Here is a 21616-nt window from a genome sequence, read left to right as displayed (position 1 = left end):
GCCACCAAATGAGTTACCGAATGGTAGCCGCATTATGGTTCGTTGTCGTGGACGATGTCGAGCTGCCGCCGACCGGCACCCTCGCACGCTCGGTCCACCTCTTCCGGGCCTTCCTGGTCGAGCAGAGCGACCCCGACCGGTTCTACAGCGTGCTCGCGGCCGACTCGACGCGCGAGGTCGCCCGCTTCGCCGAGCTGGCCGGCGCGGACGTGGTCGATGTCGGTGGCGGACCCGGCTACTTCGCCGACGCCTTCCTCGCCGCCGGAGCGCGCTACCTCGGCATCGAGCCCGATGCCGGTGAGCTGACCGCCCGCGGCCACGCCGCCGCCAACACGCTGCGCGCGTCCGGCCTGGCGCTGCCGCTGGCCGACGCGAGCGTGGACCTCTGCTTCTCCTCCAACGTGCTGGAGCACGTCCCCGACCCCGAGCAGATGGCGCACGAGATGCTGCGCGTGACCCGGCCCGGGGGCACCACCTATCTGTCCTGGACGCCGTGGCTGTCACCGCACGGGGGCCACGAGACGGGGATGTGGCACTACCTCGGCGGGCGCCGGGCCGCCGACCGTTATGCCCGGCGGCGCGGACACCGACCCAAGAACGACTTCGGGACCTCGCTGTTTGTCTGCTCCGTGGCCCGGATGATGCGCTGGGCCCGGTCCGTCGAGGCGGCCGGTGAGGCGCGCATCGTGGCGGTCGAGCCGCGCTATCACCCGGCCTGGGCGCGGTGGCTGATCCGCGTGCCGGGCCTGCGTGAGGTCGTGGCCTGGAACGCCGTGATCGTGCTGGAGCGGTTGTGACTGCCGAGCCGGAGCGTCCTGGCACCGCCTCCTCCCCGTGGGGCGCCCGCCTGGTCCTCGGGTGCCTGGCCCTGACCGCGCTGATGTTCCGGCAGGCACCGGGGCTGGTGGTGCCCGACACCAAGCTCGACCTGACCGCCGACCCGCTGGCGTTCCTCGGCCGCTCGCTGCACCTGTGGGACCCGCACGGCTTCCTCGGACAGCTCCAGAACCAGGCCTACGGCTATCTGTTGCCGGTCGGACCGTTCCACGCGTTCCTGATCGAGCTCGGGCTGCCCGCCTGGGTGGTGCAACGGCTGTGGTGGTCGGTGATCCTGTGCGTCGCTTTCCTCGGCACCTGGAAGCTGGCCCGCGCCCTCGGCATGGGGACGCCGTGGACGACCTACGTCGCCGCGTTCGCCTATGCCCTGTCCCCGCGGATGCTCAGCGAGGTCACCATCACCTCCGTCGAGGTGTGGCCGATGGCGATGGCTCCCTGGGTGCTGCTGCCGCTGGTCAGCCGGGCGCCGCTGACCTGGTGGGGACGGATCTGGCGCTCGGCCCTGGCCGTGGCGCTGGTCGGTGGCGTCAACGCAGTCGCGACCGGCGCGGTGCTGGTGCTGCCGACCCTGTGGTTCCTCACCCGACGCCGGACCCGCGAGACGCTGCTGGCGCTCCTGGGCTGGCTCGCCGCGGTCGTGGTCGCGATGGCCTGGTGGCTGGTGCCGCTGCTGGTGATGGGGGCGCACAGCCCGCCCTTCCTGGACTGGATCGAGTCCGCCGTGGTCTCCACCCTGGTCGCGGCACCGAGCGAGGCACTGCGCGGCACGAGCCACTGGCTGGGCTATCTGATCACGTCCAGCGGTCCGGCCTGGCCCGGCGGTCGGCAGTATGTCGACAGCGGGCTGCTCGTCGCCGGCAGCCTGGTCATCGCCATCGTGGGTCTGCTCGCGCTCACCCGCTCGCGCACGCCGCACCGGCTCTTCCTCGCGGTGGGGGTCGGCACCGGTCTGGTCCTGGTCACCGCCGGTCACACCGGGGCCGTGTCCGGGGTCCTGGCCGCGCCGGTGCAGGACCTGCTCGATGGGCCGCTCGCAGCGCTGCGCAACACCCACAAGTTCGAGCTCGTCGTGCGGCTGCCGTTGGTGCTGCTGCTGGCCAGCGCCCTGACCCAGCTGGCCCGGTGGAGCCGGCAGGCGCAGCTGCACCGGGCGCTGCTGCCCTTTGTCACAGCGTGCGCCGTGGTGCTTGTGGCGGCACCGGGACTGGCCTCCACCCTGCCGCGCGTCGGCGGCCACGAGCAGATCGCGCCGCACTGGCAGCAGGCCGCGGACTGGTTGGACGCCCAACCCGGCGACGGGACGGTGCTCGTCGTGCCGGCGGCCTCGTTCGCCGACTTCACCTGGGGCTCGACCCGCGACGAACCCCTGCAGTCGCTGATGGAGCGTCCCTTCGCGGTCCGCGACGCCGTGCCGCTGGGCGGTGCCGGGTCCACCCGCTGGCTCGATGAGATCCAGCGGCGCCTGGGCTCCGGCGACGGAGGGCCAGACCTTGCACAGGCGCTGGGCCGCGGCGGAGTCGGCTGGGTCGTGGTCCGCAACGACCTGGCCCTGACCGCCCACCGCACGCCCCAGGTCGCCCCACACCAGGCACTGGTCGGTGCGGGTCTGGAGCGGGTCGCCGACTTCGGTCCCCCTGTCGGTCCCGCTGGCGAGTCGGACAGCCACACCGTCCGGCAGCGCACCGTCGTGCCGACGCCGTCGGTGCAGATCTATGCCGTGCCGGACCCGATGACCGCTCGCCTGGTCCCGCTGGCCGACACACTGCGCCTGACCGGTGGACCCGAGGACGTGCCGGGCCTGGCCGGGCTCTCCCCGGCATACCTGCTGGAGGGCAGCAGTGCCACGGACTCAGCCGACCTCGATGGGGCGGACCTCGACGGAGTGGACCTCGACGAGCTCGGCGGCACGGTGCTCAGCGACGGCTACCGTCGGCGGGCGGTCGACTTCGGCCGGGCTGTGGACAACCTCTCCGGGATGATGACCCCCGACCAGGCGATGCCGGACCGTCGCGTCAACGACTACCTGGTCCCCGGGCTGGGCGACCGGGCACCGATCACGTGGCCGGCGCCGGTCGCCGCGGTCACGGCCTCGTCATCCGCGTCGGACGTCGACGTGCTGGGACGGGCCGGTCCGGGCTATGACCCGTGGGCCGCGCTGGACGGCGACCCCGGCACGGCCTGGCTCAGTGGTGACCTGGGCTCGCCGCAGGGCCAGTGGTGGCAGGTGGACTTCACGCAGCCCCAGGATCTCGGCACCCACCTGACGGTGCGGCTCAGCGCCTCCGCCTTCTTCGCCCCTGTGCAGTCATGGCGGGTGGTGACCGACGCCGGGAGCGAGACGACCGTGGTCGACGCGGACTCGCTGGACCAGGAGCTGACGGTGCCCGAGGGGCCGACCACGACCCTGCGCATCGTGGCGGCGTCGGTGCCAGCCGGGACGGTGACGGGCGCCGCGCTCGCCGAGGTGGACCTGCCCGGGATCAGCCCCATAGCCCCGGACCTGCAGGTCCGGTCCGCGAGCGGGCCGGTCGACGTGGTGTCCCTGCGCGCCCAGCAGCTCGGACGCTCGGCCTGCCTGATGCTGGGCCAACGGCCGCTGTGTGCCGGGTTGCAGGCGCAGCCGATGGAGGAGCCGGCCGGTCTGCACCGCACGGTCACTCTGGACACCGCCGGGTCGTATGCCGTGCACGGCCAGGTCATGCCCGTCGACGGGGAGGCGATCGAGGAGCTGCTGCGAGAGCCGGGCCAGGTCGAGGTGAGCGCCTCATCACGCGATGTGTTCGCCACCTATGGCAGGCCGGACACGGTGGTGGACGGCGATGAGGGCACGGGCTGGGTCGCGGGTGTGCTCGACAGTGCACCCACGCTGACGCTGGAGCTGCCGCAGGAGCGGGAGCTGACCGGACTGCGCGTGTCGAGCGACTACTTCCTGCCGGCCAGCCGACCGTCGGAGCTGTCGGTGAGCCTCGACGGCGGCGAGCCGATGGACCTGGTCATCGGCGATGGCGGCGAGGTCAGCTGGGACCCGGTCGAGGTCTCCGAGGTGGCGGTCACCTTCGGACGCTCGTTCACCGTGACCACCTCGGACCCGCTGCTGCCCGGCCCGGCCCGCGGACTGCCGGTGGGTGTCTCCGAGCTGACCCTGCTCGGCGATGCCGACTTCCCGGTGCCGGACCCGGACCGGGCACTGTCCCTGCCGTGTGGCTCCGGGCCGGACGTGACGGTCAACGGCACGACGGTGCGCACGCAGGTGACCGGGACTGCCCGTGAGGTGCTGGAGCGCGACCGCCTGGACTGGCGCCCGTGCGGCGACGCGGGGTCCGTGTCACTCGACGCGGCGGCCAACCAGATCACCGCGGTGGCGACCGACCGGTGGGTGCCGGTGGAGCTGACCCTGACCCGTGACGGCTTCGACGCCGAGCTGGCACCCGCGACACCGCTCGAGCTGACGCGGCCGACACCTGCCGAGGTCCGGGTGGACCTGCCGGCCCGCACGGAGGACTCGCTCGTGGTGCTGGCCCAGAACTTCGGCTCCGGCTGGTCGGCCGCGCTCGCCGGTGAGGAGGGTGCTCCCACCCCCCTCGAGCCGCTCGTCGTTGACGGGTGGCAGCAGGGCTTCGTCGTGCCGGCGGGGGTTGCCGGGACCCTGGAGGCGCGGTTCGGGCCGGACGGGGCCTATCGCGCAGGCCTTGGACTCGGCTTCGGCGCGCTGCTGCTCCTCGTGGGCGCCGGGCTCTGGCGCCCGGGGCGGCAGGACGGGACTCGCCCGGCGCTCCCGCAGCGGGCCGCGACCCTCACCCTGCCCGCTCGGGCTGCCCTCGTCGGGCTGTTCGCTCTCGCCCTCGCCGGTGTGTGGGGCCTGCTGCTCGGGGTGCTGGCCGGTGTCGTGCTGACTCTCGTGGCACGTCGCACGGCTGAAGGGTCCAGGTCAGCTGTCGCGCTGGCCGTGCCGGCGCTGACCGGAGTGGTCGGCGCCGCGCTGCTCGCCTGGGCCGGACCACGCCCTCAGGGCAGCGACCTCACCGCGGTGCTGCCGCAGGTCCTGCTGGTGCTGACGATCGTGCTGGTCCTCGTCGCTGCTGCGGTGACGGACCCGCCCAGGCTGCGCACTCCACACGTCGGACCCCGATCTGCCGGGCCGGTCAGCGACGGGAGTAGACCCGCCGACCCCAGTCCATGATCGGCCGCTCCAGGAAGCGATAGCTGATCGCCGCGACCGGGACGGTGACCAGGAGCGTCGGCACCAGCAGCCGCCAGAAGCCGCCGGTGAAGTTCTCGTGACCGGCGACCGGACCGATGAGCTCCAGGATCAGCAGGTGATAGGCGAAGATCCCGTAGGAGATGTCGCCCAACCAGCGGCCCACCCGGCCGCCCAGCGCCCGCGCGACCCGCGCGTCGTCGCCGTCCCGGAGTGCCGCGATGCAGGGCAGGACCAACAACGCCGCGAACACGGCATACGCCAGGTTCTTGAACGCCGCCTCCCCCGCGACCGCCGGTGCCAACCCACGGGAACCGGCGATCGGCGTCGCGACGATCACGAGGATGGCCAGGGCGATCAGCCACAGGGTGCCCGGGTGGCGCGCCAGGTCATCGATCCGGGAGGCGCGAAGCAGGCCGAGGCCCCGGGCCTGCTGCCAGGTCACCAGGGCCATGCCGATCGCGAACCAGCCGAGATAGGCCGGCAGCCACTGCGGGGCGGTCGGGTGCTCGAGAGCTGTCGCGACATAGACCCACACGGGGCTGAGCAGCACCAGGAGACCGAGGACTGCCAGGCTGCGCCGGATGAACGTCAGGGGGTCGCGGGCTGAGCACACCAGCAGCCAGGCCAGCAACGGCAGCGCCACATAGAAGGCCGCCTCCACCGCCAGGCTCCACATCTGGGTCAGCCCGAGCACCCAGTTGGACGGCCAGTAGATGTGGACCAGCAGAGCGTGGCGCAGATACTGGCTCGCCGGGGTCCCGTGGTCAAAGAGAAGCCACACGCCGGCGACCGCGATCCACAGGACGGGCAGGATCCGCAGCGCCCGTCGCCAGAGATAGCCGCGGACATCGGGGGCCGGTGCCCCGGTCAGGCGCGCGGCGACATACGGCCGATAGAGCAGGAACCCGGAGATCACGAAGAACAGGGCGACGCCCGCATCGAACCGTGCCAGCAGGCCCCCGAAGGGCTCGGTCACGCTGGTCGCGGTGTGTGCCGAGACGTGCGTGACCACCACCATCAGCGCACCGACGGCCCGCAGTCCGTCCAGCGGCGCGAACCTGCGGCGCAGCCGCGAGACATCCACGGCAGCGGGACCGGCGGCGGCCGGACGGGTGGCGGCCGGAGCAACGGTGGACTCTTGCCGAGGGTCGATTGCGGTCATCTCGGCGCTGACTCTACGACGAATCGTTACCCGCTGGTAGGCTCCGCCACAGCCAACTGGTCGAAGGAGACAGTGATGCGCCGAATCCTCGGACTAATCAGCCTTGTTGTCGGTGCGTTCGCCCTGCTCCTCGGGGTGCTGGCCAAGCCGGTGATCTATGACAGCCTCGCCAAGGTCGAGCTCGACCAGGAGACCGTGTCGGTGTCTCGCGGTGAGGGGATGAGCGCCCTCCGCGTCTCGGCCGACGGCATCGAGAAGCTCGAGAACGTCACGCTGCTCTCGACCCGCAACGTGGTCGGTGTGCCCGGACTCGCGACCGACAACAACGCCTTCTGGCAGACCACCGTCGAGTCGAGCGTCGAGGACGGCCCCGTCCTCAGCTACTCCGATGAGGGTGTCTCCTTCGACCGCACCACGGCCATGTCGACGAACTGCTGCGGGGACTACATCGCGGTCGGCGACGCGAGCCAGCCCGACGATGTCGCCGTGCGCGAGCCGATCCAGCACGACGGCCTCTTCTTCAAGTTCCCCTTCAACACCCAGCAGGAGGACTACCCCTACTGGGACGGTGCCGTCGGCGAGGCAGTGACAGCGGTCTACTCGGGTGAGGAGAAGCTCGAGGGCGTCACGGCATACAAGTTCGTCATGGAGATCGGCCCACAGGAGGTCGCGCAGAGCGCGGGACTGCCGGGCGAACTGTTCGGGACTGACGAGCCGGTCGACGCCGCCCGCGTCTATGAGAACACCCGCACGCTGTGGGTCGAGCCGAACACCGGCGTGATCCTGCGCGGCCTGGAGGAGCAGAACGTCCGCTTCGAACCGGTCGACGCGAGCCTGCCGACGGTGCCGATCACGCAGGGCGCGATCGGCTACACGGACGACACGGTGAAGGCCAACGCCGACGAGTACGGCTCCAAGGGTGCGCTGCTGGGCTTCATCCACGGCCCGCTGACCCTGGTGGGTGTCATCACTGGTCTGCTGCTGCTGGCACTGGGCGTCTTCCTGACGCTGGGCAACGGGCGGCGCGAGGATGCCTATGGTGCCCACTACAACCCGGACCAGGATGACAACCGGGACTACGTCGAGGGTTACGACGAGGGTTACGTTGAGGACTACGACGCGGACTACGCCGAGGGAGAGTCCGACGCCGAGCTGCTCACCCGTCGGATGCACCGGGACCGCAACGGCTAGAGCGGCGGCGCCCCGGGCGGCCTACAGCACCGGCACCGGGTCGATCTCGCTCACCGGCTTGTCGTCGCGATAACGCAGCACCCGCGCGAAGCGGAGCGCAACCCCACCCGGATAGCGCGGGGAACGCTGCACCCCGTCATAGGCGATCTCGACCACCTGCTCGGGGCGGACAAGGACCACGTGCCCCTCACGGTGCGTCTCCAGCTCCAGGAACCGGGCGGTCTGCCACTCGAGCATCTCGTCGGTCATGCCCTTGAACGTCTTGCCGAGCATCACCAGCTCGCCGGTCTGCGGATCGCGAGCGCCAAGATGGATGTTGGACAGCCAACCGTGACGCCGCCCGCTGCCCCACTCGACAGCCAGCACGACCAGGTCCAGGGTGTGGCGCGGCTTGACCTTGACCCACCCGGCTCCCCTCCGTCCGGCGGCGTAGGGCGCGGACAGTGCCTTGACCACCACTCCCTCGTGGCCCGCTGACACCTGGTCCCTGAAGAACGTCTGCGCCTCGACCGGGTCGTCAGTCACCACGCGGGAGACCAGCAGGTGCGGTGCCAGCTCGGCCAGCGCCGCCCAACGGTCCGCGGCGGGCTCGTCCACCAGGTCGCGTCCGTCCAGGTGCAGCAGGTCGAACAGGAACGTGGTCAGGGGCACCTGCTCGCGCAGTGCCGCCGGGTCGGCGGTGCTCGCGGTGCGGGCACCGGTCACCTGGAACGGCTCTGGTCGGCCCTCCCGAGTCAGCGCGATCACCTCGCCGTCGAGCACTGCCCGGCGAGTCGGGAGCTCAGCGACCGCCTCGACCACCTCAGGCATCCGGTCGGTCACCTCCTCCAGGGTGCGGGTGAAGAGCCGCACCTCGCCGTCGCGCAGGTGCACCTGGAGCCGGATGCCGTCCACCTTGGTCTCCACGCCGACGACGGTCTGCCCGTCGACCACGCCCGGGATGTCGGGAGCTGAGGCTGCCAGCATCGGCCTCAGCGGTCGGCCCACCTCGAGCTGGATCTCGGCGAGGGCACGGGCAGCGGCGTCGCCACCACCTGCCCCCAGCGCCGCTGCGGCGACCGGCCCGGCGAAGCCAGCGAGCATCACCGCTCGACGCACGTCGCTCTCAGGCACCTGCGCCGCCTCTGAGATCGCCTTGAGGATGACCCCGTCGCCGGCGCCCTGACGCAGCTCACCGGTGATCAGCCCCACCAGCCAGCGCTGTTCGACCTCAGTCGCCCGGGAGAACAGGTTGGTCACCGCCGCACTGCGGGTCGCCCCGGAGCCAGAGCCGGCGATCGACGCGAGGGCACTCAGCGCGGCGTCCACCTGTGCGACCGTCAGGCCGGGTGTGTCAGCCGGCGCTGGCAGTGCTCGCAGCCCACGCCACGAGACTCCGACCGTGCGCTGCGGCAGCCGACCCGCCAGGTAGTCCGTGACCACCGCGACCTCGCCCGAGCTGGCTGCCTCCTGCAGGGTCTGCGCGAGGGCCGCGACCTTCGCCGTGCGAGACCTGGTCGCAGTGACCAGGGCGGACGTCTCGATGACCCGGGCAAGCTGCATGGTCCCAGCATCCACCCGAGCGCTGACAGTGGCGATCCGAATCTCCCCAAGAAAGGGTCAGCCGCGTTCCGACCCACGCCCGACGTGGGCGCGCCGCGGTCCGAGCTGCCTCAAGAATGGGTCAGTCGAGCGGGGGCTGGTCCAGGGCACCCTCGGGGGTCAGGAACTCGGCGCCGTCGACGACCGTGGGCTCCGCCTCGGTGGCTGCGTCGATCACTTTGCCGCGGCTGTAGACGAGGTCCCCCGGGCCCGCCCAGGGCACCAGGTCCTCGACCGTGACGAAGTGATAGTCCCTCGCCCGCAGATCCGCGACGATCCCGGGCACCGCGGCGACGCTCTGCGAGATCGAGTCGTGCTGGAGCACGATCGCGCCGGGGTGGATGTTGTTGCGCACGTTGGCCCGGATGGTCGCGGTGTTCCTGTTCTCCCAGTCCCGGGTGTCGATGCTCCACAGGATCAGCGGCACCCCGAGGGTGCGCGTGTTGGCGTTCCAGGCGCCGTAGGGCGGGCGCAGCATGTCGGTCGGCGCGATGCCCAGACCGGTCAGGTAGTTCTTCGTCGAGTTGTATTGCGACAGCTGCTGGGTCCGGGTCAGCGTGTTCATCTCCGGGTGGCTCCAGGAGTGGTTCTGCACCGGATATCCGTGGTCGTAGGTGCGCTTGACCGTGCCGGGGCGCGCGCTCGCGGCCTGGCCGACCACGAAGAAGGTGGCGGGCACGTCGAGGTTGTCCAGGGTGTCCACCAGCTGCGAGGTGTATGCCGAGGGGCCGTCATCGAAGGTCAGCGCCACACACTTGACGACCGCGCAGTCCGGGACGGGTGGAGGCGGCGGGGGTGGCGGGGGTGGGCTCGCCGCCGCGGCGGCCTGGGTGAGCAGGCTGCCACAGATCGTCGCTGTCCCGCCGAGAGCGATGACCGAGCTGGGCTGCACATCGGCGAGGTAGTTCCGGACCGACGCAGCGATCGAGTCGCACGGGCCGTCGACCAGGAGAACGGGCCCGTCGGTCAGCACACCGGAGACCACAGCGTCAGCGAACTGGTTGTTGTCGCCGCGAGCCAGGTAGACGCGGTTGCTCCCGCTGGGGAAGGCACGCTTGGCGATGGCGACAGAGGTGGCCCAGCGGTTGGGACCGTGCACCCGGGCTGCGGGCCGTCCGTCCGCAGCACCCTGCAGCACCGCGGTAGTCAGCGAGGTCTGGCCGCCCAGGGCGACCACGCGCCCTGGGTCCAGCGCATCGATGGCTGCTGCCGTCACCGCCGGCACGCTCGTGCCATCGTTGGAGACCAGCAGGATCGGGCCGTCGGTCAGGACACCACCGGCCACGGCGTCGGGAGAGTCCGCGCCCTTGGCCAGATAGACGGTGGCGACCCCCGGATCGAACTCGTGCTGCGCGATCGCTGCGGCCGTCCCGGAGCGTTGCTCACCAGCAAGTCGGTCTGTCGGGCGCCCTCCCGCGGCAGCCTGCAGGGTGTCCTCACAGACAGAAGCGGCGCCCCCGAGGGCAATGACGTTGACCGGGTCCAGCCGGTTGATCTCGTTGACCGTCGCCGTCGGCGGAGCCCCACAGCCGGGCAGCACCAGGAGCACCGGACCGTCGGTCAGCACGCCGGCCGCCAGAGCATCGGCGAACACGTCACCGCGAGCGAGATAGACCGAGTGGGCGTCGCCCGGGTTCTTGAAGGTCCACTTCGAGATGCTGGCCGCCGTCCCATAGCGGTTGCTGCCGGCCAGCCGGCTAGTGGTGGCGGTGGGTTCGGCGCTTGCCTCGGCGCCAGCGTCGGGCGACGCGTCGAGCTCGCCTGCGCTCTCCGCCGCCGTGATCTGCTCAACCGCGCCCGATCCACCGGGCGGACTCCCCAAAGCCGTCGCTGCCGGAGCACACGCGATGGCGAGGGAGGCGAAACCTGCGATGAGTGCCCCTTTGCGCTTCATTTACGCAGACTAGACCTGTTCTTTACCTGGGGGAATCCCTCTGCAGAAGTATTTCTCAGCCACCGGTCGGGGGCGTCGGCGCGTGGGCGAGGCGCCCGACGCGCCGTGCGGGGGTCGCCGGCGACCAGTGATAGAACTCATCAGATGGAGACCACGGAACGCCTTCGCGAACTGCTGCGCACCCACCCGCTCGTCGACGGGCACAACGACCTGCCGTGGCGGGCCCGGGCACTCGTCGACTATGACTGGGACGCGCTCGACATCGCCGCGAGCACGCCCAACCACACTGACCTCCCTCGGCTGGCTGCCGGTGGCGTCGGCGCACAGTTCTGGTCGGTCTTCGTCCCGTCGACCCTGCCGCCGGACCAGGCGGTGATCCAGACGCTGGAGCAGGTCGACGCCGTCCACACGATGATCGACCGCTATGGCGACCGGCTCGGCCTGGCGACGACCGCCGACGAGGTCGACGAGGTCTTCGCCTCCGGTCGGATCGCCTCGCTCATGGGCGCCGAGGGTGGTCACTCGATCGGGTGCTCGCTCGGCGCTCTGCGCGCGCTCTACCGGCTCGGCGTGCGCTATCTGACGCTCACCCACAACGACAACACGCCGTGGGCGGACTCGGCGACCGATGAGCCGGTGCTCGGTGGTCTGTCCGACTTCGGCCGCGAGGTGGTGCGGGAGATGAACCGGCTCGGGATGCTCGTCGACCTCTCGCACGTCTCAGCCGACACGATGCGCGACGCCCTGGCCGTGACCGAGTCACCGGTGATCTTCTCGCACAGCTCGGCGCGCGCGATCTGCTCGTCGCCGCGCAACGTCCCCGACGACGTGCTGCGGACCCTCGCCGCCAACGGCGGGACCTGCATGGCGGTCTTTGCGCCGCAGTTCGTCTCGCAGGAGGTGTGGGACTGGAAGCAGGTGGCCTCTGACGCCGCGGCGCAGGACGGCGTCGCCGCGACCGACCTGGTCGCCTTTGAGCCCTGGGTGGAGCAGTATGCCGCCACGCACCCCCAGCCGCAGGCGACCCTGGAGCAGGTGGTCACCCACCTCGAGCACCTGCGTGCGGTGGTCGGCGTGGACCACATCGGGCTCGGCGGGGACTACGACGGAGTTGCGAGCCTCCCGGTCGGGCTGGAGGACGTGTCAGGCTACCCGCGCCTGCTGGCGGCGCTGTCCGAGCGGGGCTGGTCCGACGACGACCTCATCAAGCTGGCCGGCGGCAATGTCCTGCGCACCCTGCGTGACGCCGAGGCAGTGGCCCGGGACCTGCAGACCCAGCGCGGTCCGAGTTTGGTGCGGTTCACCAGCTGAGCCACTGGCACCGGCACCGAGAACCAGGACCTGACGCAGTTGGGGCCGCACCAAGCGGTGCGGCCCCAACTGGTGGTCATCCTGAACCGACCGAGGTCAGCTCAGGTGCTGCTCATAGCCCGGCGACGCGGTCACCCGGAGCTGTGAGACCCGGGTGGGCACCGAAGTACGCCACCAGGTTGGCCAGATCCTCCGGACCACCCTGCAGGTTGGTGCCGTTGGTGAAGGCGGTGAAGTTGTCGCCGCCCTCCTGCAGGAAGGACAGGGTCGAGACCCGGTAGGTCTCGCCCATCTCCAGCGGCACCCCGTTGAGAGCCATGTCGCTGACCCGGTCTCCCGCCGCAGCGGTGCCGTCCCAGGTGTAGCTAAAGCCCTCGGAGACACCCAGCGCCAGGACCGGTCGGCTGGTGCCGGCCGGCTGGGTCTGCTGCTCCAGCACCGCCTTGATGTCGGCACCGGTCAGGTCGATGCTGACCAGCAGGTTGCCGAACGGCGCGACGTCGTAGGCCTCGGCGTAGGTGATCTCACCCGGACCCTCGGCATACGTCGGCGCGACCAGGAGCTCGCTGCGGACTCCACCGACGTTCATGAAGGAGATTTGCGCGCCTCCGTCCTCGGGGGCCTGCGTGCCAAACAGGATCGCGTCAGCGATCAGGTCGGCCATCGGAGTCTCTTCGCACCGGCAGGTGCTGGAGTCACCAGTGATGTCCTCGGCGACGGAACCGACGACCTCGGCGGCCATCTCGTCCGCCAGCACGCCCCACTTGTCGAGCACAGCCGTCTCGGCCGCGTCGGGCACCAGTTCATCGCGGATCACCAGGTGGTTGGCCGCGGCCAGGTCCTCCCGGATCACGTCACCGGTCGTGCGGTCGATCGGCAGGTCGGCCGCGGTCACCACGCCGCCATACTGCGCGGCGGAGGTCATCAGGCGCGGGTTGCCGGCCGGGTCCTCCAGCGTGCAGACATAGGGCTGGTGGGTGTGGCCGGTGACGAGCGCGTCGATCGCCGGGTCCAGACCGTTCTGGATGTCCACGATCGGGCCGGAGATGCCCTCACAACCGTTGTAGGTGCCGGTCGGGTAGCCACCCTCGTGCAGCAGCACCACGATGCTCTCCACACCCTGGGCCTGCAGCGCCGCCGCGGCCTCGTTGGCGGTCTCGACCTCGTCGAGGAAGTTGACCGTGCTGATGCCACCGGGGCTGACCAGGGACGGGGTCGCCTCAAGGGTCATCCCGATGAAGCCGACCTTGACACCGTCGATCTCCTGGACATCGGTCCCCGGCAGCAGCGTGCCGGATCCGTCCTTCTTGACGACGTTGGCGGAGAGCCACTGGAAGTCCGCGCCGGCATAGGGCTCATCCGGGAAGTAGCAGCCGTCGACCGGGTGGCAGCCGCCGTTCTGCATGCGCAGCAGCTCCTCGGTGCCCTCGTCGAACTCGTGGTTGCCCACGGAGGAGATGTCCAGGTCGAGGACGTTGAGGCTCTCCACAGCAGGCTCGTCGTGGAACATGCCCGACAGGAAGGTCGAGCCACCGATCAGGTCACCGGCCGCGACGGTCAGCGTCTGGTCATCCTGGGAACCGACCCGCAGCTCGCTCAGCTTGGTCGAGAGGAACTCGACACCGCCGACAATGTGCTGGTCGGGGTCCTGCTGCTCGGTGAGCGTCTGGTCCGCTTCCGCCTCGAGGTGGCCGTGGTAGTCGTTGAACGACAGCAGCTGCAGGTGCACGCTGGTGGCCCACGACTGCAGCTCGGCGCTCAGGGTGCCCAGCACGCCGTTGCTCACGGTCTGGGGGCCACCGACGACGGCCACACCCTGCGGGGACACGGTGTCGAGTCCGGCGCGGGTGGCGGCGGGCAGCGAGTTGGCACGGGTCAGCAGCAACGGCGCGGCCTCAAAGCCGGCGAGGCTGGACCCGGTCAGCGCGTCGGGATAGTTCTCTCCGGTTGCCACGAAGGCCCGGTCGACGTCCTTCTCGTAGCGCTCGGCCAGGAGCTGGGCCGTCGCATAACGGTCGGCGCCGCCGACGCGACGGGTGTCCGGCACGATGCTGGCCACGGCCGCCTCGACCGCGGAGTTGATGGTGGTGGTGCCACCGACGATGACCACGGACGAGGGCGCTAGGTCGGCCAGGGTGGCTGCCGTGGCGGCGGGGAGCTTGCCGGCGCGGGTCAGCAGGATGGGAGCGTTGGCACGGCTGGCGACGGCCCCGCCCGTGAGGGCGTCGGGATAGGTCTCGCCAGAGGCCAGGAAGACGACCGGCGAGCCGGCCGGCCAGCGCTCGGCCACCGCGGCAGCGGTCTCGTAGCGGTCGTCACCAGCAAGTCGCTCGACGTTGCCCGCATAGGCGCTCAGCCCGTCATACACCTTGCTGCTGACGCTGTCCGTGCCGCCGACCACGATGATCTGGGACGGGTTGAGACTCTTCAGCGCGGCGATGGTGGCGCCAGGGATCTGGGTCCGAGTGACCAGAAGCACGGGGGCGGCGTTGCCGCCGTCGTCCCCCTCGTGCCACAGGTTGTCCCCCAGCGGGGCACTGCCAGCGGCGGCGTGCGCGTGGTCGCGCGCGCTCAGGGCGTCGGCATAGTTGGTGCCTGACGCGATGTAGACCACGTCCGCTCCGCCTTCGTACTCGGCGGCCACCGCGGCGGCGGTGCCATAGCGGTCAGCACCGCTGATGCGTTCAGCCGCAACGGCTTGGGGGACAGCAGTAGCCGACGCGTCCTCGGTGTCGGCCTGCGCAACAGTGGTTGCCGTGGCCGCGCCACTGGCTACCAACGACGCGGCGGCGAGCGCGGCAAGCGGGCCGCGCCGCCGCCGGCGGTGGGGTTGGGTCATCGATTCGCTCCTTTGAGATGGACGCCTGAGCGGCGCTCACGGGGCGACACGGCAGCCGCTGCCAGCGACCACGTGCCTGAGGTGACGGTAGTCGGAATCGGTGACATTGACTAGCCCTTCACTTGACCAACACATGAACACGAGCGACCCCCAGCCTGCGTATGCCGCGGGCTGGGGGCCGTCTGAGAAGGGTGCGGGGGCTGCAGCCCCGGTTGGTCAGCGGCTGCGACCGCCGCGCGATCCTGCGGAGAAGGCCGCCGCGCCTCCGGAGCTGCTGGAGTAGCGAACGGTGGATCCGGAGCCTCGACCACCGGAGGCCGCGGCGCCCGACCGGCCCGAGCCGGAACGGCCCGCACCCGTGCGCTGGCCGCCCTGACCGCCGGAGCGACCAGAACCCTGCCCGCCACTGCGTCCACGGGACGACCCGCCACGGCTGCCACCGCCCTGGGGACGGCCACCGCGCTGGCCACCGCCACCGTGCGAGCGCCCTCCGCCGTTGCCCTGCCCACCACCGTTGCGGCCACCGGCCTGCTGCCCACCGGCAGGAACCGCGTGGACGAAAGCGCCGGCATACTCCCGCTCGCCCGGTGCCAGCTCCCGCAGCAGCGGGTGCGTGGTGTCGACGCGGGTGGTGGTCGGCTTGATGCCGGCCTTGCGGGTCAGGTCACGCACGTCGCGCACCTGGTCATCGGTCATCAGGGTGATCACGGTGCCGGAGTTGCCGGCGCGCGCGGTGCGGCCCGAGCGGTGCAGATAGGCCTTGTGCTCGACCGGCGGGTCGGCGTGGATGACCAGAGCAACGTCGTCGACGTGGATCCCGCGCGCGGCGATGTCGGTGGCGACCAGGGTCGCGGCCGCACCGCTGTGGAAGGCATCCATCGTGCGGGTGCGGGCGTTCTGGCTCAGGTTGCCGTGCAGCTCCACCGCCGGGACACCGGAGGCGTTGAGCTGGCGGGCCAGCTTCTTGGCGCGGTGCTTGGTGCGGGTGAAGACGACCGTGCGGCCAGGGGCCGCAGTCAGGTCCAGCAGCACCGGCAGGTGGGTGTCGTGACCGACGTGCAGCACGTGGTGGCTCATGGCGTCGACCGGCGACTGCTCGGAGTCCGCCTCGTGCGTGACCGGGTTGGTCAGGAAGCGCTTGACGATGACGTTGACGCCAGCATCCAGCGTGGCGGAGAACAGCATGCGCTGGCCCTCGCGGGGGGTCTTGTCCATGATCCGCTTGACGCCGGGCAGGAAGCCCAGGTCGGCCATGTGGTCGGCCTCGTCGAGGACGGTGATCTCGATGTGGTCGAGGATGACGTGACCCTGACCCATCAGGTCCTCCAGGCGTCCGGGGCAGGCGACGACGATGTCGACGCCCGCGGCGAGCGCGCGGACCTGGGGGTTCTGGCCGACGCCACCGAAGATGGTCATGGTGCGCAGGCCGGCGATCTGCGCCAGCGGCGCCAGGGCCGTCTCGAGCTGACCGACGAGCTCGCGGGTCGGCGCCAGGATGAGCGCGCGGGGGCGCTTGGGGGTGCGGCGACGGCCCGAGCCCATCAGGCGGGTGACCATCGGCAGCAGGAAGGCATAGCTCTTGCCCGAGCCGGTGCGGCCACGGCCGAGCACGTCACGGCCGGCCAGACTGTCCGGCAGGGTGGCTGCCTGGATCGGGGTGGGGGTGGTGATGCCGTTGCTCGCGAGGTGGTCGCACAGCGGGGCGGGCACGCCGAGGCGTGCAAAGTCCTGGGACACAGGGAGACTCCGGGTTTCTCAAAATGGTGTCTCACCCATCGCGCGCCAGGGACTGCATCGTTGCAGAAGTGGGAGGCGCAGCGGCACTGAAATCGCCACATGAGAGCGGGTGCACTGCAGGCAGCCCCGCGGCAAGACGGATCGGGGTGCTGTCACCAGTGTACGGCACCGGGCGCCAGAAAAGGTGCAGCCCGTGCCGGGAGGGAGCTCGCCCACGACACCGGGAGAGCAGAGCGCGAGCTCACGCCTGGTCTGACCTGGCCTGGCTGTCCGGCTCGGGGCGGCGGGAGATGGCCCTCGGGACCAGCACGAAGGCCACCAGTGCGATCAGGACATACGCTCCAGCGACCAGCGACCAGGGTGTCCCGAGCACCAGGTCGAAGATCAGGATCGCGGTGCCGCTGAGCATCAGCCCGACGCCGACCATCACCAGCCACAGGATCCGGTGGCCCATGTCGACCACCGCCTTCTTCATGCCGTGGCGGAACAGCGTGCGGTGCAGGCTGACCGGCACCAGGCCGAGCGCGGTGGTGGTGACCCCGAGCACGACCAGGACCAGATAGGTGGTCTGCTGGAACGGGGTCAGCTCATCGATCTTGGCCTGGAAGGCCGCGGCCAGCAGGAAGCCGGTGAGGATCTGGGTGCCCATCTGGGTGACCCGCAGCTCCTGCAGGATCTCCGCCCAGTTGCGGTCATAGCGCTCCAGCTCGGTCTCATGTCGCCGGGAGTCATCCGGCTGGGGCGGCTCGGGCTCGGGTTCGGTCAATGATTTCTCAGCTTGTCGATGAGCTCGTCCTTTGTCAGGTCGCTGTAGCCCTCGATCCCGAGCTCCTTGGCCCGGTCCTGCAGCTCGTCGACGGTGCGGTCCTCGTAGTCCTCGGCCTCACCGCCGCGGTGGCCGACCTCAGAGCGTCCCTCGGCGGCTGCCGCGTTGCTGATGCGGGCGGCCTTCTCCTTGGAGTTGCCCTCGTCGCGCAGAGACTCATACATCTCCGGGTCCTTGATGGAGTTCTCACTCATGGTTCCTCCTTCAGGTGGTCGGACTCCTCACGCTACGCCCGATCGCGCTGCGGGGCGGGCTGGAGCCGCAGCCAGTGATAGCCATAGCCGTCCAGGGGGAGCGTCACGGCGCCACGGTCGAGCGGCACCCGTGAGTCCTCGAAGAGGTCGACCAGGACGGCGTCGTCGTCCGGGCCGTCGATGGTCAGAGCCACCGTGACCGGGTCGGCCCCGAGGTTGTGCACGGCGATCACCGAACTGCCCTCCAGGTCACACCGGTGCGCGAGCACCGCTGTCGTGTCCTGCTCGATGATCGAGAAGTCGCCCCAGCCCAACTCGTGGCACTCGCGCCGCACGCTGATCAGCTCGCGGAAGAAGCGCCACAGCGAGTCAGGGCTCTGCTGCTGGTCCGCCACGTTGACGTGCTCGGGCGCATAACCGTCCTGGGTGACCGCCCGCGTCAAGCGTGACGGACGCGCCGTGGAGAAGCCCCCGTTGCGGTCGCCGTCCCACTGCATCGGGCTGCGCACCGACAGTCGCCCCGGGATGTCCAGGTTCTCGCCCATCCCGATCTCCTCCCCATAGAAGATGCTGGGGCTGCCCGGCAGCGAGAACATCAGGCTGTAGGCCATCCGGATCCGTCGGGGGTCACCGTCCAGCATCGGGGGCAGGCGGCGCCGCAGACCGCGGTCAAAGAGCTGCATGTCCGGGTCCGGCCCGAACGCGTCGAAGACCTCCTGCCGCTCGGACTCGGTCAGCTTGTCGAGGGTCAGCTCGTCGTGGTTGCGCAGGAAGTTGGCCCACTGACAGCTCGGGTGGATGGCCGGGCGGTCCTTGAGGGCCTTGGCCATGGGACGGGCATCCTCGCGGACCAGGGACAGATACATCGCCTGCATGCCGACGAAGTCGAACATCATCGTCAGCTCGTCGCCGGCGTCCCCACCGAAATACTCCAGCTGCTGCGTGAACGGCAGGTTCACCTCGCCCAGCAGCATGCTGGAGCCCTTGCGCCGCCACAGGAACGCCCGCAGCTCCTTGAGGATGTCGTGCGGGTCGGCCGGTGCGCCCTGCGGGTCTCCGGACGTCTCGACGTCCTCGATGAAGAACGGGACGGCATCGACCCGGAACCCGTCCACGCCCAGCTGGAGCCAGAAGCCCGCGATCCGCATGACCTCGTCACGGACGGCCGGGTTGGCGACGTTGAGGTCCGGCTGGTGGGCGTAGAAGTGGTGCAGGTACCACTCACCGGTCCGCTCGTCATACGTCCAGATCGAGTCCTCCTCGTCGGGGAAGACGACCTGGTCGCTGGTGTCCGGCGGCTCGGTGTCCCGCCAGACATAGAAGTCGCGGTAGCGGCTGTTCTTGCTGCGTCGCGCCTCGCGGAACCAGGGGTGCTGGTCCGAGGTGTGGTTGATCAGCAGGTCCGCGATGACCTTGATGCCCCGGTCCTGCGCGGTCCGGATCACCTCGACCAGCTCACCGTGCGTGCCCACGCGAGGGTCGACGCCATAGAAGTCGGCGACGTCGTAGCCGTCGTCGTGGTGCGGGCTCGGATAGAACGGCATCAGCCACAGGCAGTTGACGCCCAGCTTGGCCAGGTAGTCGATCCGGTCCGCCAGGCCCTGCAGGTCGCCGACCCCGTCGCCGTCGCTGTCGAGGTAGGTCTGGACGTCCAGGCAGTAGGTGACCGCACTCTTCCACCAGAGATCGCTCGTGTCAGTTGCTCGCATCGTTCACACCTCTCACGGCGGGCAGCACCTGCTCGCCGAAGATCTCGATAAAGGCGGCCTGGTCCTGGCCGACGTGGTGCAGATAGATGTCGTCGAAGCCGAGCTCGGCGAACTCCGCGAGCCACTCGCGGTGCCGTCCGAGATCCTCGGAGACGCGCACGGTCTTGGTGACCACCCCTTCTGGCACGTGCTCGGCCATGGCGTCGAACGCCTGCGTGGTCATGGTGTCGGCCGGCACCGGTGGCGCAAAGACGTTGCTCCTCCACTGGTCGTGTGCGAGCGCCTCGGCCTCCTGCAGGGTCGGTGCCCAGCTGAGGTGCACCTGCACCGCCAGGCGGCCGGTGCCTCCGGCATCGGAGTATGCCGTCACGACGTCGCGCAGCACCTCCGCCGGTTGGGAGACGGTCACCAACCCGTCCGCCCAGGTTGCGACGCGGGCGGCGGACGGCGGTGAGATGGCCGGCCCGAGCAGGAGCGGGGGTGCCTCCGGCACGTCCCAGAGCCGGGCGCGGTCGACCGTGAAGCTGCCGTGGTGACTGACCTCCTCGCCCGTCAGCAGCCTCCTGATGACGTCGACGGACTCCTCGAGGTGGCTGACCCGCTCCTCCTTCTGCGGCCAGCGGGCACCGGTGACGTGCTCGTTCATGGCCTCCCCGCTGCCCAGCGCCGCCCAGACCCGGTCGGGGAACATCTGTGCCAGCGTCGCGAGCTGGTGTGCGAGCACCACCGGGTGATAGCGGTGCCCGGGGATCGCGAGCGTGCCGATCGGGAACGCCGTGGTGGCAAGGACGGCGCCCAACCAGGTCCAGTTGTTGCCCGAGTGACCTTGGCGGCTGCTCCACGGAGCGATGTGGTCCGAGCACATCGCCATGTCGAACCCCACGGACTCGGCGTGACGGACGTCCACGAGCAGCTGCGCGGGGTCGATCTGCTCGTGGCTGGCGTGGAATCCGAAGCGGGTCACCACCCCACCACACCGCGTGGATGTGAACCGCGCAACCCGGCCCGTCGGCCCGGCGTCTGCTAGAGCACCAGCGACGGCGAGGCGCGCCACGCCTCCAACGGAGCCTGCAGGCCCTGCTTCAGGATCGGCAGCTGCGGCACCAGGGAGAAGCTCGCCACCATCTGCAGGCTACGAGCCGTGTCCATCACCTGCTGCAGCTCGGGATCGATGGTGCGCATGTCCAACGGACCGGCAGCTGCGTCATAGGCCGCCACAGCCTCCGGGCCGTGACCGGCAAGGTCCCACTCGACCGGCCCCAGGCAGACATCCTCGAAGTCACTGAAGACCAGGCCACGGGTCGAACGGATGACGTTGTTGGACGGGGTGTCACCCTGGATGGGCTGCACGTCCGGCTGGGGGAACCGCTCGTGGAACGCGCTGGCACTCGCCAGGACGGGTCGCAGCGCCCGCCACTCGGCGTGCGCCCGGTCGAGGTCGTCGTCCGTCAGGTGCGGGGAGCCCTCGAGTGCCTCCATCATCGCGGGCAGTCCTTCGTTGAAGGGGGCGAGGAAGGGCAGCACCCCGGGGTATGCCGCCAGGGCAGCGTGCAGTGCGGCGCACACCGCGTGATCGGCCTGGGCATAGGCCTGGTGGTCGTCCGCGACGTCGACCAGCTCCCAGAACGTCATCGAGAAGTCGTCCTCGCGGACCGGTTCGAGCGGCACCAGCGGCGACGGGCGCACGACCGGCACACCCTCCCGCCACAGCCAGTCCGTCACGTCGAGCTCACGGCGTTGCCGAAGCGCCAGGTCCTCAGGCGTCGTCCCGGGAGCCAGCACCAGCGGGATCCGCACGACCACCGGCGAGGGATGCAGATGGAGCACGAGCGAGAAGACGTCGTGCAGCACCCGGGTCTCCTCCACCCGCAGGTCGAGGTTGGTCGCCGCGTTGAAGGCCGCCTCGGTGGCCAGCCCGGTCCGGGCGGTGAGTTCCTCGGGAGTCAACGGTGCGTCGGGCATACGTCATCATCCCAGCAGACCGCCCGCTCCGCAGCAGCAGAAGGCTGCCGGCCCCGCTCCTGTGGCGAGTCCTGCTGACCTGCACACGAGCCCAGACGCACGCCGGGCTGAGGGTCACTTGGTTACGTTTGAGTAACAAGAGCACCAGCACGTCGCCTCACCCAGTACCGTC

At 70.4% G+C, this 21616-nt stretch carries 14 protein-coding genes; 4 read left to right on the top strand and 10 right to left on the bottom strand.

Annotated elements, in window-relative coordinates; translation table 11 throughout:
• Nucleotides 1–20 precede the first annotated feature (20 nt).
• Nucleotides 21–797: a class I SAM-dependent methyltransferase gene (locus NF557_RS00335; protein WP_252621111.1), complete on the top strand. Its 777-nt coding sequence runs from the start codon at nucleotides 21–23 to the stop codon at nucleotides 795–797.
• Nucleotides 794–5017, top strand: coding sequence for an alpha-(1->3)-arabinofuranosyltransferase domain-containing protein (locus NF557_RS00330; protein ID WP_252621110.1), 4224 nt, complete (start codon nucleotides 794–796; stop codon nucleotides 5015–5017). The genes NF557_RS00335 and NF557_RS00330 overlap by 4 nt, the downstream gene beginning before the upstream one ends.
• On the opposite strand, the gene NF557_RS00325 is transcribed toward NF557_RS00330, so the two are convergent.
• A complete protein-coding gene (locus tag NF557_RS00325) occupies nucleotides 4980–6200 on the bottom strand; it encodes an acyltransferase family protein (RefSeq protein WP_252621109.1) in 1221 nt (406 codons plus the stop codon). The genes NF557_RS00330 and NF557_RS00325 overlap by 38 nt on opposite strands.
• A 75-nt stretch (nucleotides 6201–6275) precedes the next feature.
• Between NF557_RS00325 and pgfA the strand changes: the two genes are divergently transcribed.
• Nucleotides 6276–7391: a cell envelope lipid trafficking protein PgfA gene (gene pgfA, locus NF557_RS00320; RefSeq protein WP_252621108.1), complete on the top strand. Its 1116-nt coding sequence runs from the start codon at nucleotides 6276–6278 to the stop codon at nucleotides 7389–7391.
• Between the two features lie 21 nt (nucleotides 7392–7412).
• On the opposite strand, the gene NF557_RS00315 is transcribed toward pgfA, so the two are convergent.
• Together NF557_RS00315 and NF557_RS00310 are read right to left on the bottom strand one after the other, a co-directional pair.
• Entirely contained in the window at nucleotides 7413–8933 is a 1521-nt protein-coding gene (locus tag NF557_RS00315; protein ID WP_252621107.1) for an ATP-dependent DNA ligase, read from the bottom strand.
• 121 nt (nucleotides 8934–9054) lie between these two features.
• The gene (locus NF557_RS00310; RefSeq protein ID WP_252621106.1) at nucleotides 9055–10866 is read right to left on the bottom strand and encodes a cell wall-binding repeat-containing protein; all 1812 of its coding nucleotides are present in this window, start codon (nucleotides 10864–10866) and stop codon (nucleotides 9055–9057) included.
• Between the two features lie 144 nt (nucleotides 10867–11010).
• On the opposite strand from NF557_RS00310, the gene NF557_RS00305 reads away from it, so the two are divergent.
• Nucleotides 11011–12177 carry a dipeptidase gene (locus NF557_RS00305; RefSeq protein ID WP_252621105.1) on the top strand — a complete coding sequence of 389 codons (1167 nt, stop codon included), beginning with the start codon at nucleotides 11011–11013 and terminating at the stop codon, nucleotides 12175–12177.
• Between the two features lie 112 nt (nucleotides 12178–12289).
• On the opposite strand, the gene NF557_RS00300 is transcribed toward NF557_RS00305, so the two are convergent.
• The 7 genes from NF557_RS00300 to NF557_RS00270 all read right to left on the bottom strand — a co-directional run bounded on the left by NF557_RS00300 (nucleotide 12290) and on the right by NF557_RS00270 (nucleotide 21444).
• Nucleotides 12290–15016 (bottom strand): cell wall-binding repeat-containing protein, encoded by a 2727-nt coding sequence (locus tag NF557_RS00300; RefSeq protein ID WP_252621104.1) that lies wholly within the window; start codon nucleotides 15014–15016, stop codon nucleotides 12290–12292.
• Between the two features lie 216 nt (nucleotides 15017–15232).
• Complete coding sequence (locus NF557_RS00295; protein WP_252621103.1) at nucleotides 15233–16753, bottom strand: DEAD/DEAH box helicase; 1521 nt, start codon at nucleotides 16751–16753, stop codon at nucleotides 15233–15235.
• 241 nt (nucleotides 16754–16994) lie between these two features.
• Nucleotides 16995–17519 carry a DUF6328 family protein gene (locus NF557_RS00290; RefSeq protein ID WP_252621102.1) on the bottom strand — a complete coding sequence of 175 codons (525 nt, stop codon included), beginning with the start codon at nucleotides 17517–17519 and terminating at the stop codon, nucleotides 16995–16997.
• A complete protein-coding gene (locus NF557_RS00285; RefSeq protein ID WP_252621101.1) occupies nucleotides 17516–17773 on the bottom strand; it encodes a DUF7218 family protein in 258 nt (85 codons plus the stop codon). The genes NF557_RS00290 and NF557_RS00285 overlap by 4 nt, the downstream gene beginning before the upstream one ends.
• 32 nt (nucleotides 17774–17805) lie before the next feature.
• Nucleotides 17806–19482: an alpha-amylase family protein gene (locus tag NF557_RS00280; protein WP_252621100.1), complete on the bottom strand. Its 1677-nt coding sequence runs from the start codon at nucleotides 19480–19482 to the stop codon at nucleotides 17806–17808.
• On the bottom strand, nucleotides 19469–20446 hold the full coding sequence (locus NF557_RS00275) for a TIGR03885 family FMN-dependent LLM class oxidoreductase (RefSeq protein ID WP_252621099.1): 978 nt from the start codon (nucleotides 20444–20446) through the stop codon (nucleotides 19469–19471). The genes NF557_RS00280 and NF557_RS00275 overlap by 14 nt, the downstream gene beginning before the upstream one ends.
• Nucleotides 20447–20505: 59 nt before the next feature.
• On the bottom strand, nucleotides 20506–21444 hold the full coding sequence (locus NF557_RS00270) for a phosphotransferase (RefSeq protein WP_252621098.1): 939 nt from the start codon (nucleotides 21442–21444) through the stop codon (nucleotides 20506–20508).
• Between the last annotated feature and the right edge of the window lie 172 nt (nucleotides 21445–21616).

It is taken from the genome of Ornithinimicrobium cryptoxanthini, assembly GCF_023923205.1.
GTDB classification, from domain to species: domain Bacteria; phylum Actinomycetota; class Actinomycetes; order Actinomycetales; family Dermatophilaceae; genus Ornithinicoccus; species Ornithinicoccus cryptoxanthini.
Note: the sequence above shows the minus strand (reverse complement) of the source record. Positions and strands in the feature narration are given on the sequence as shown.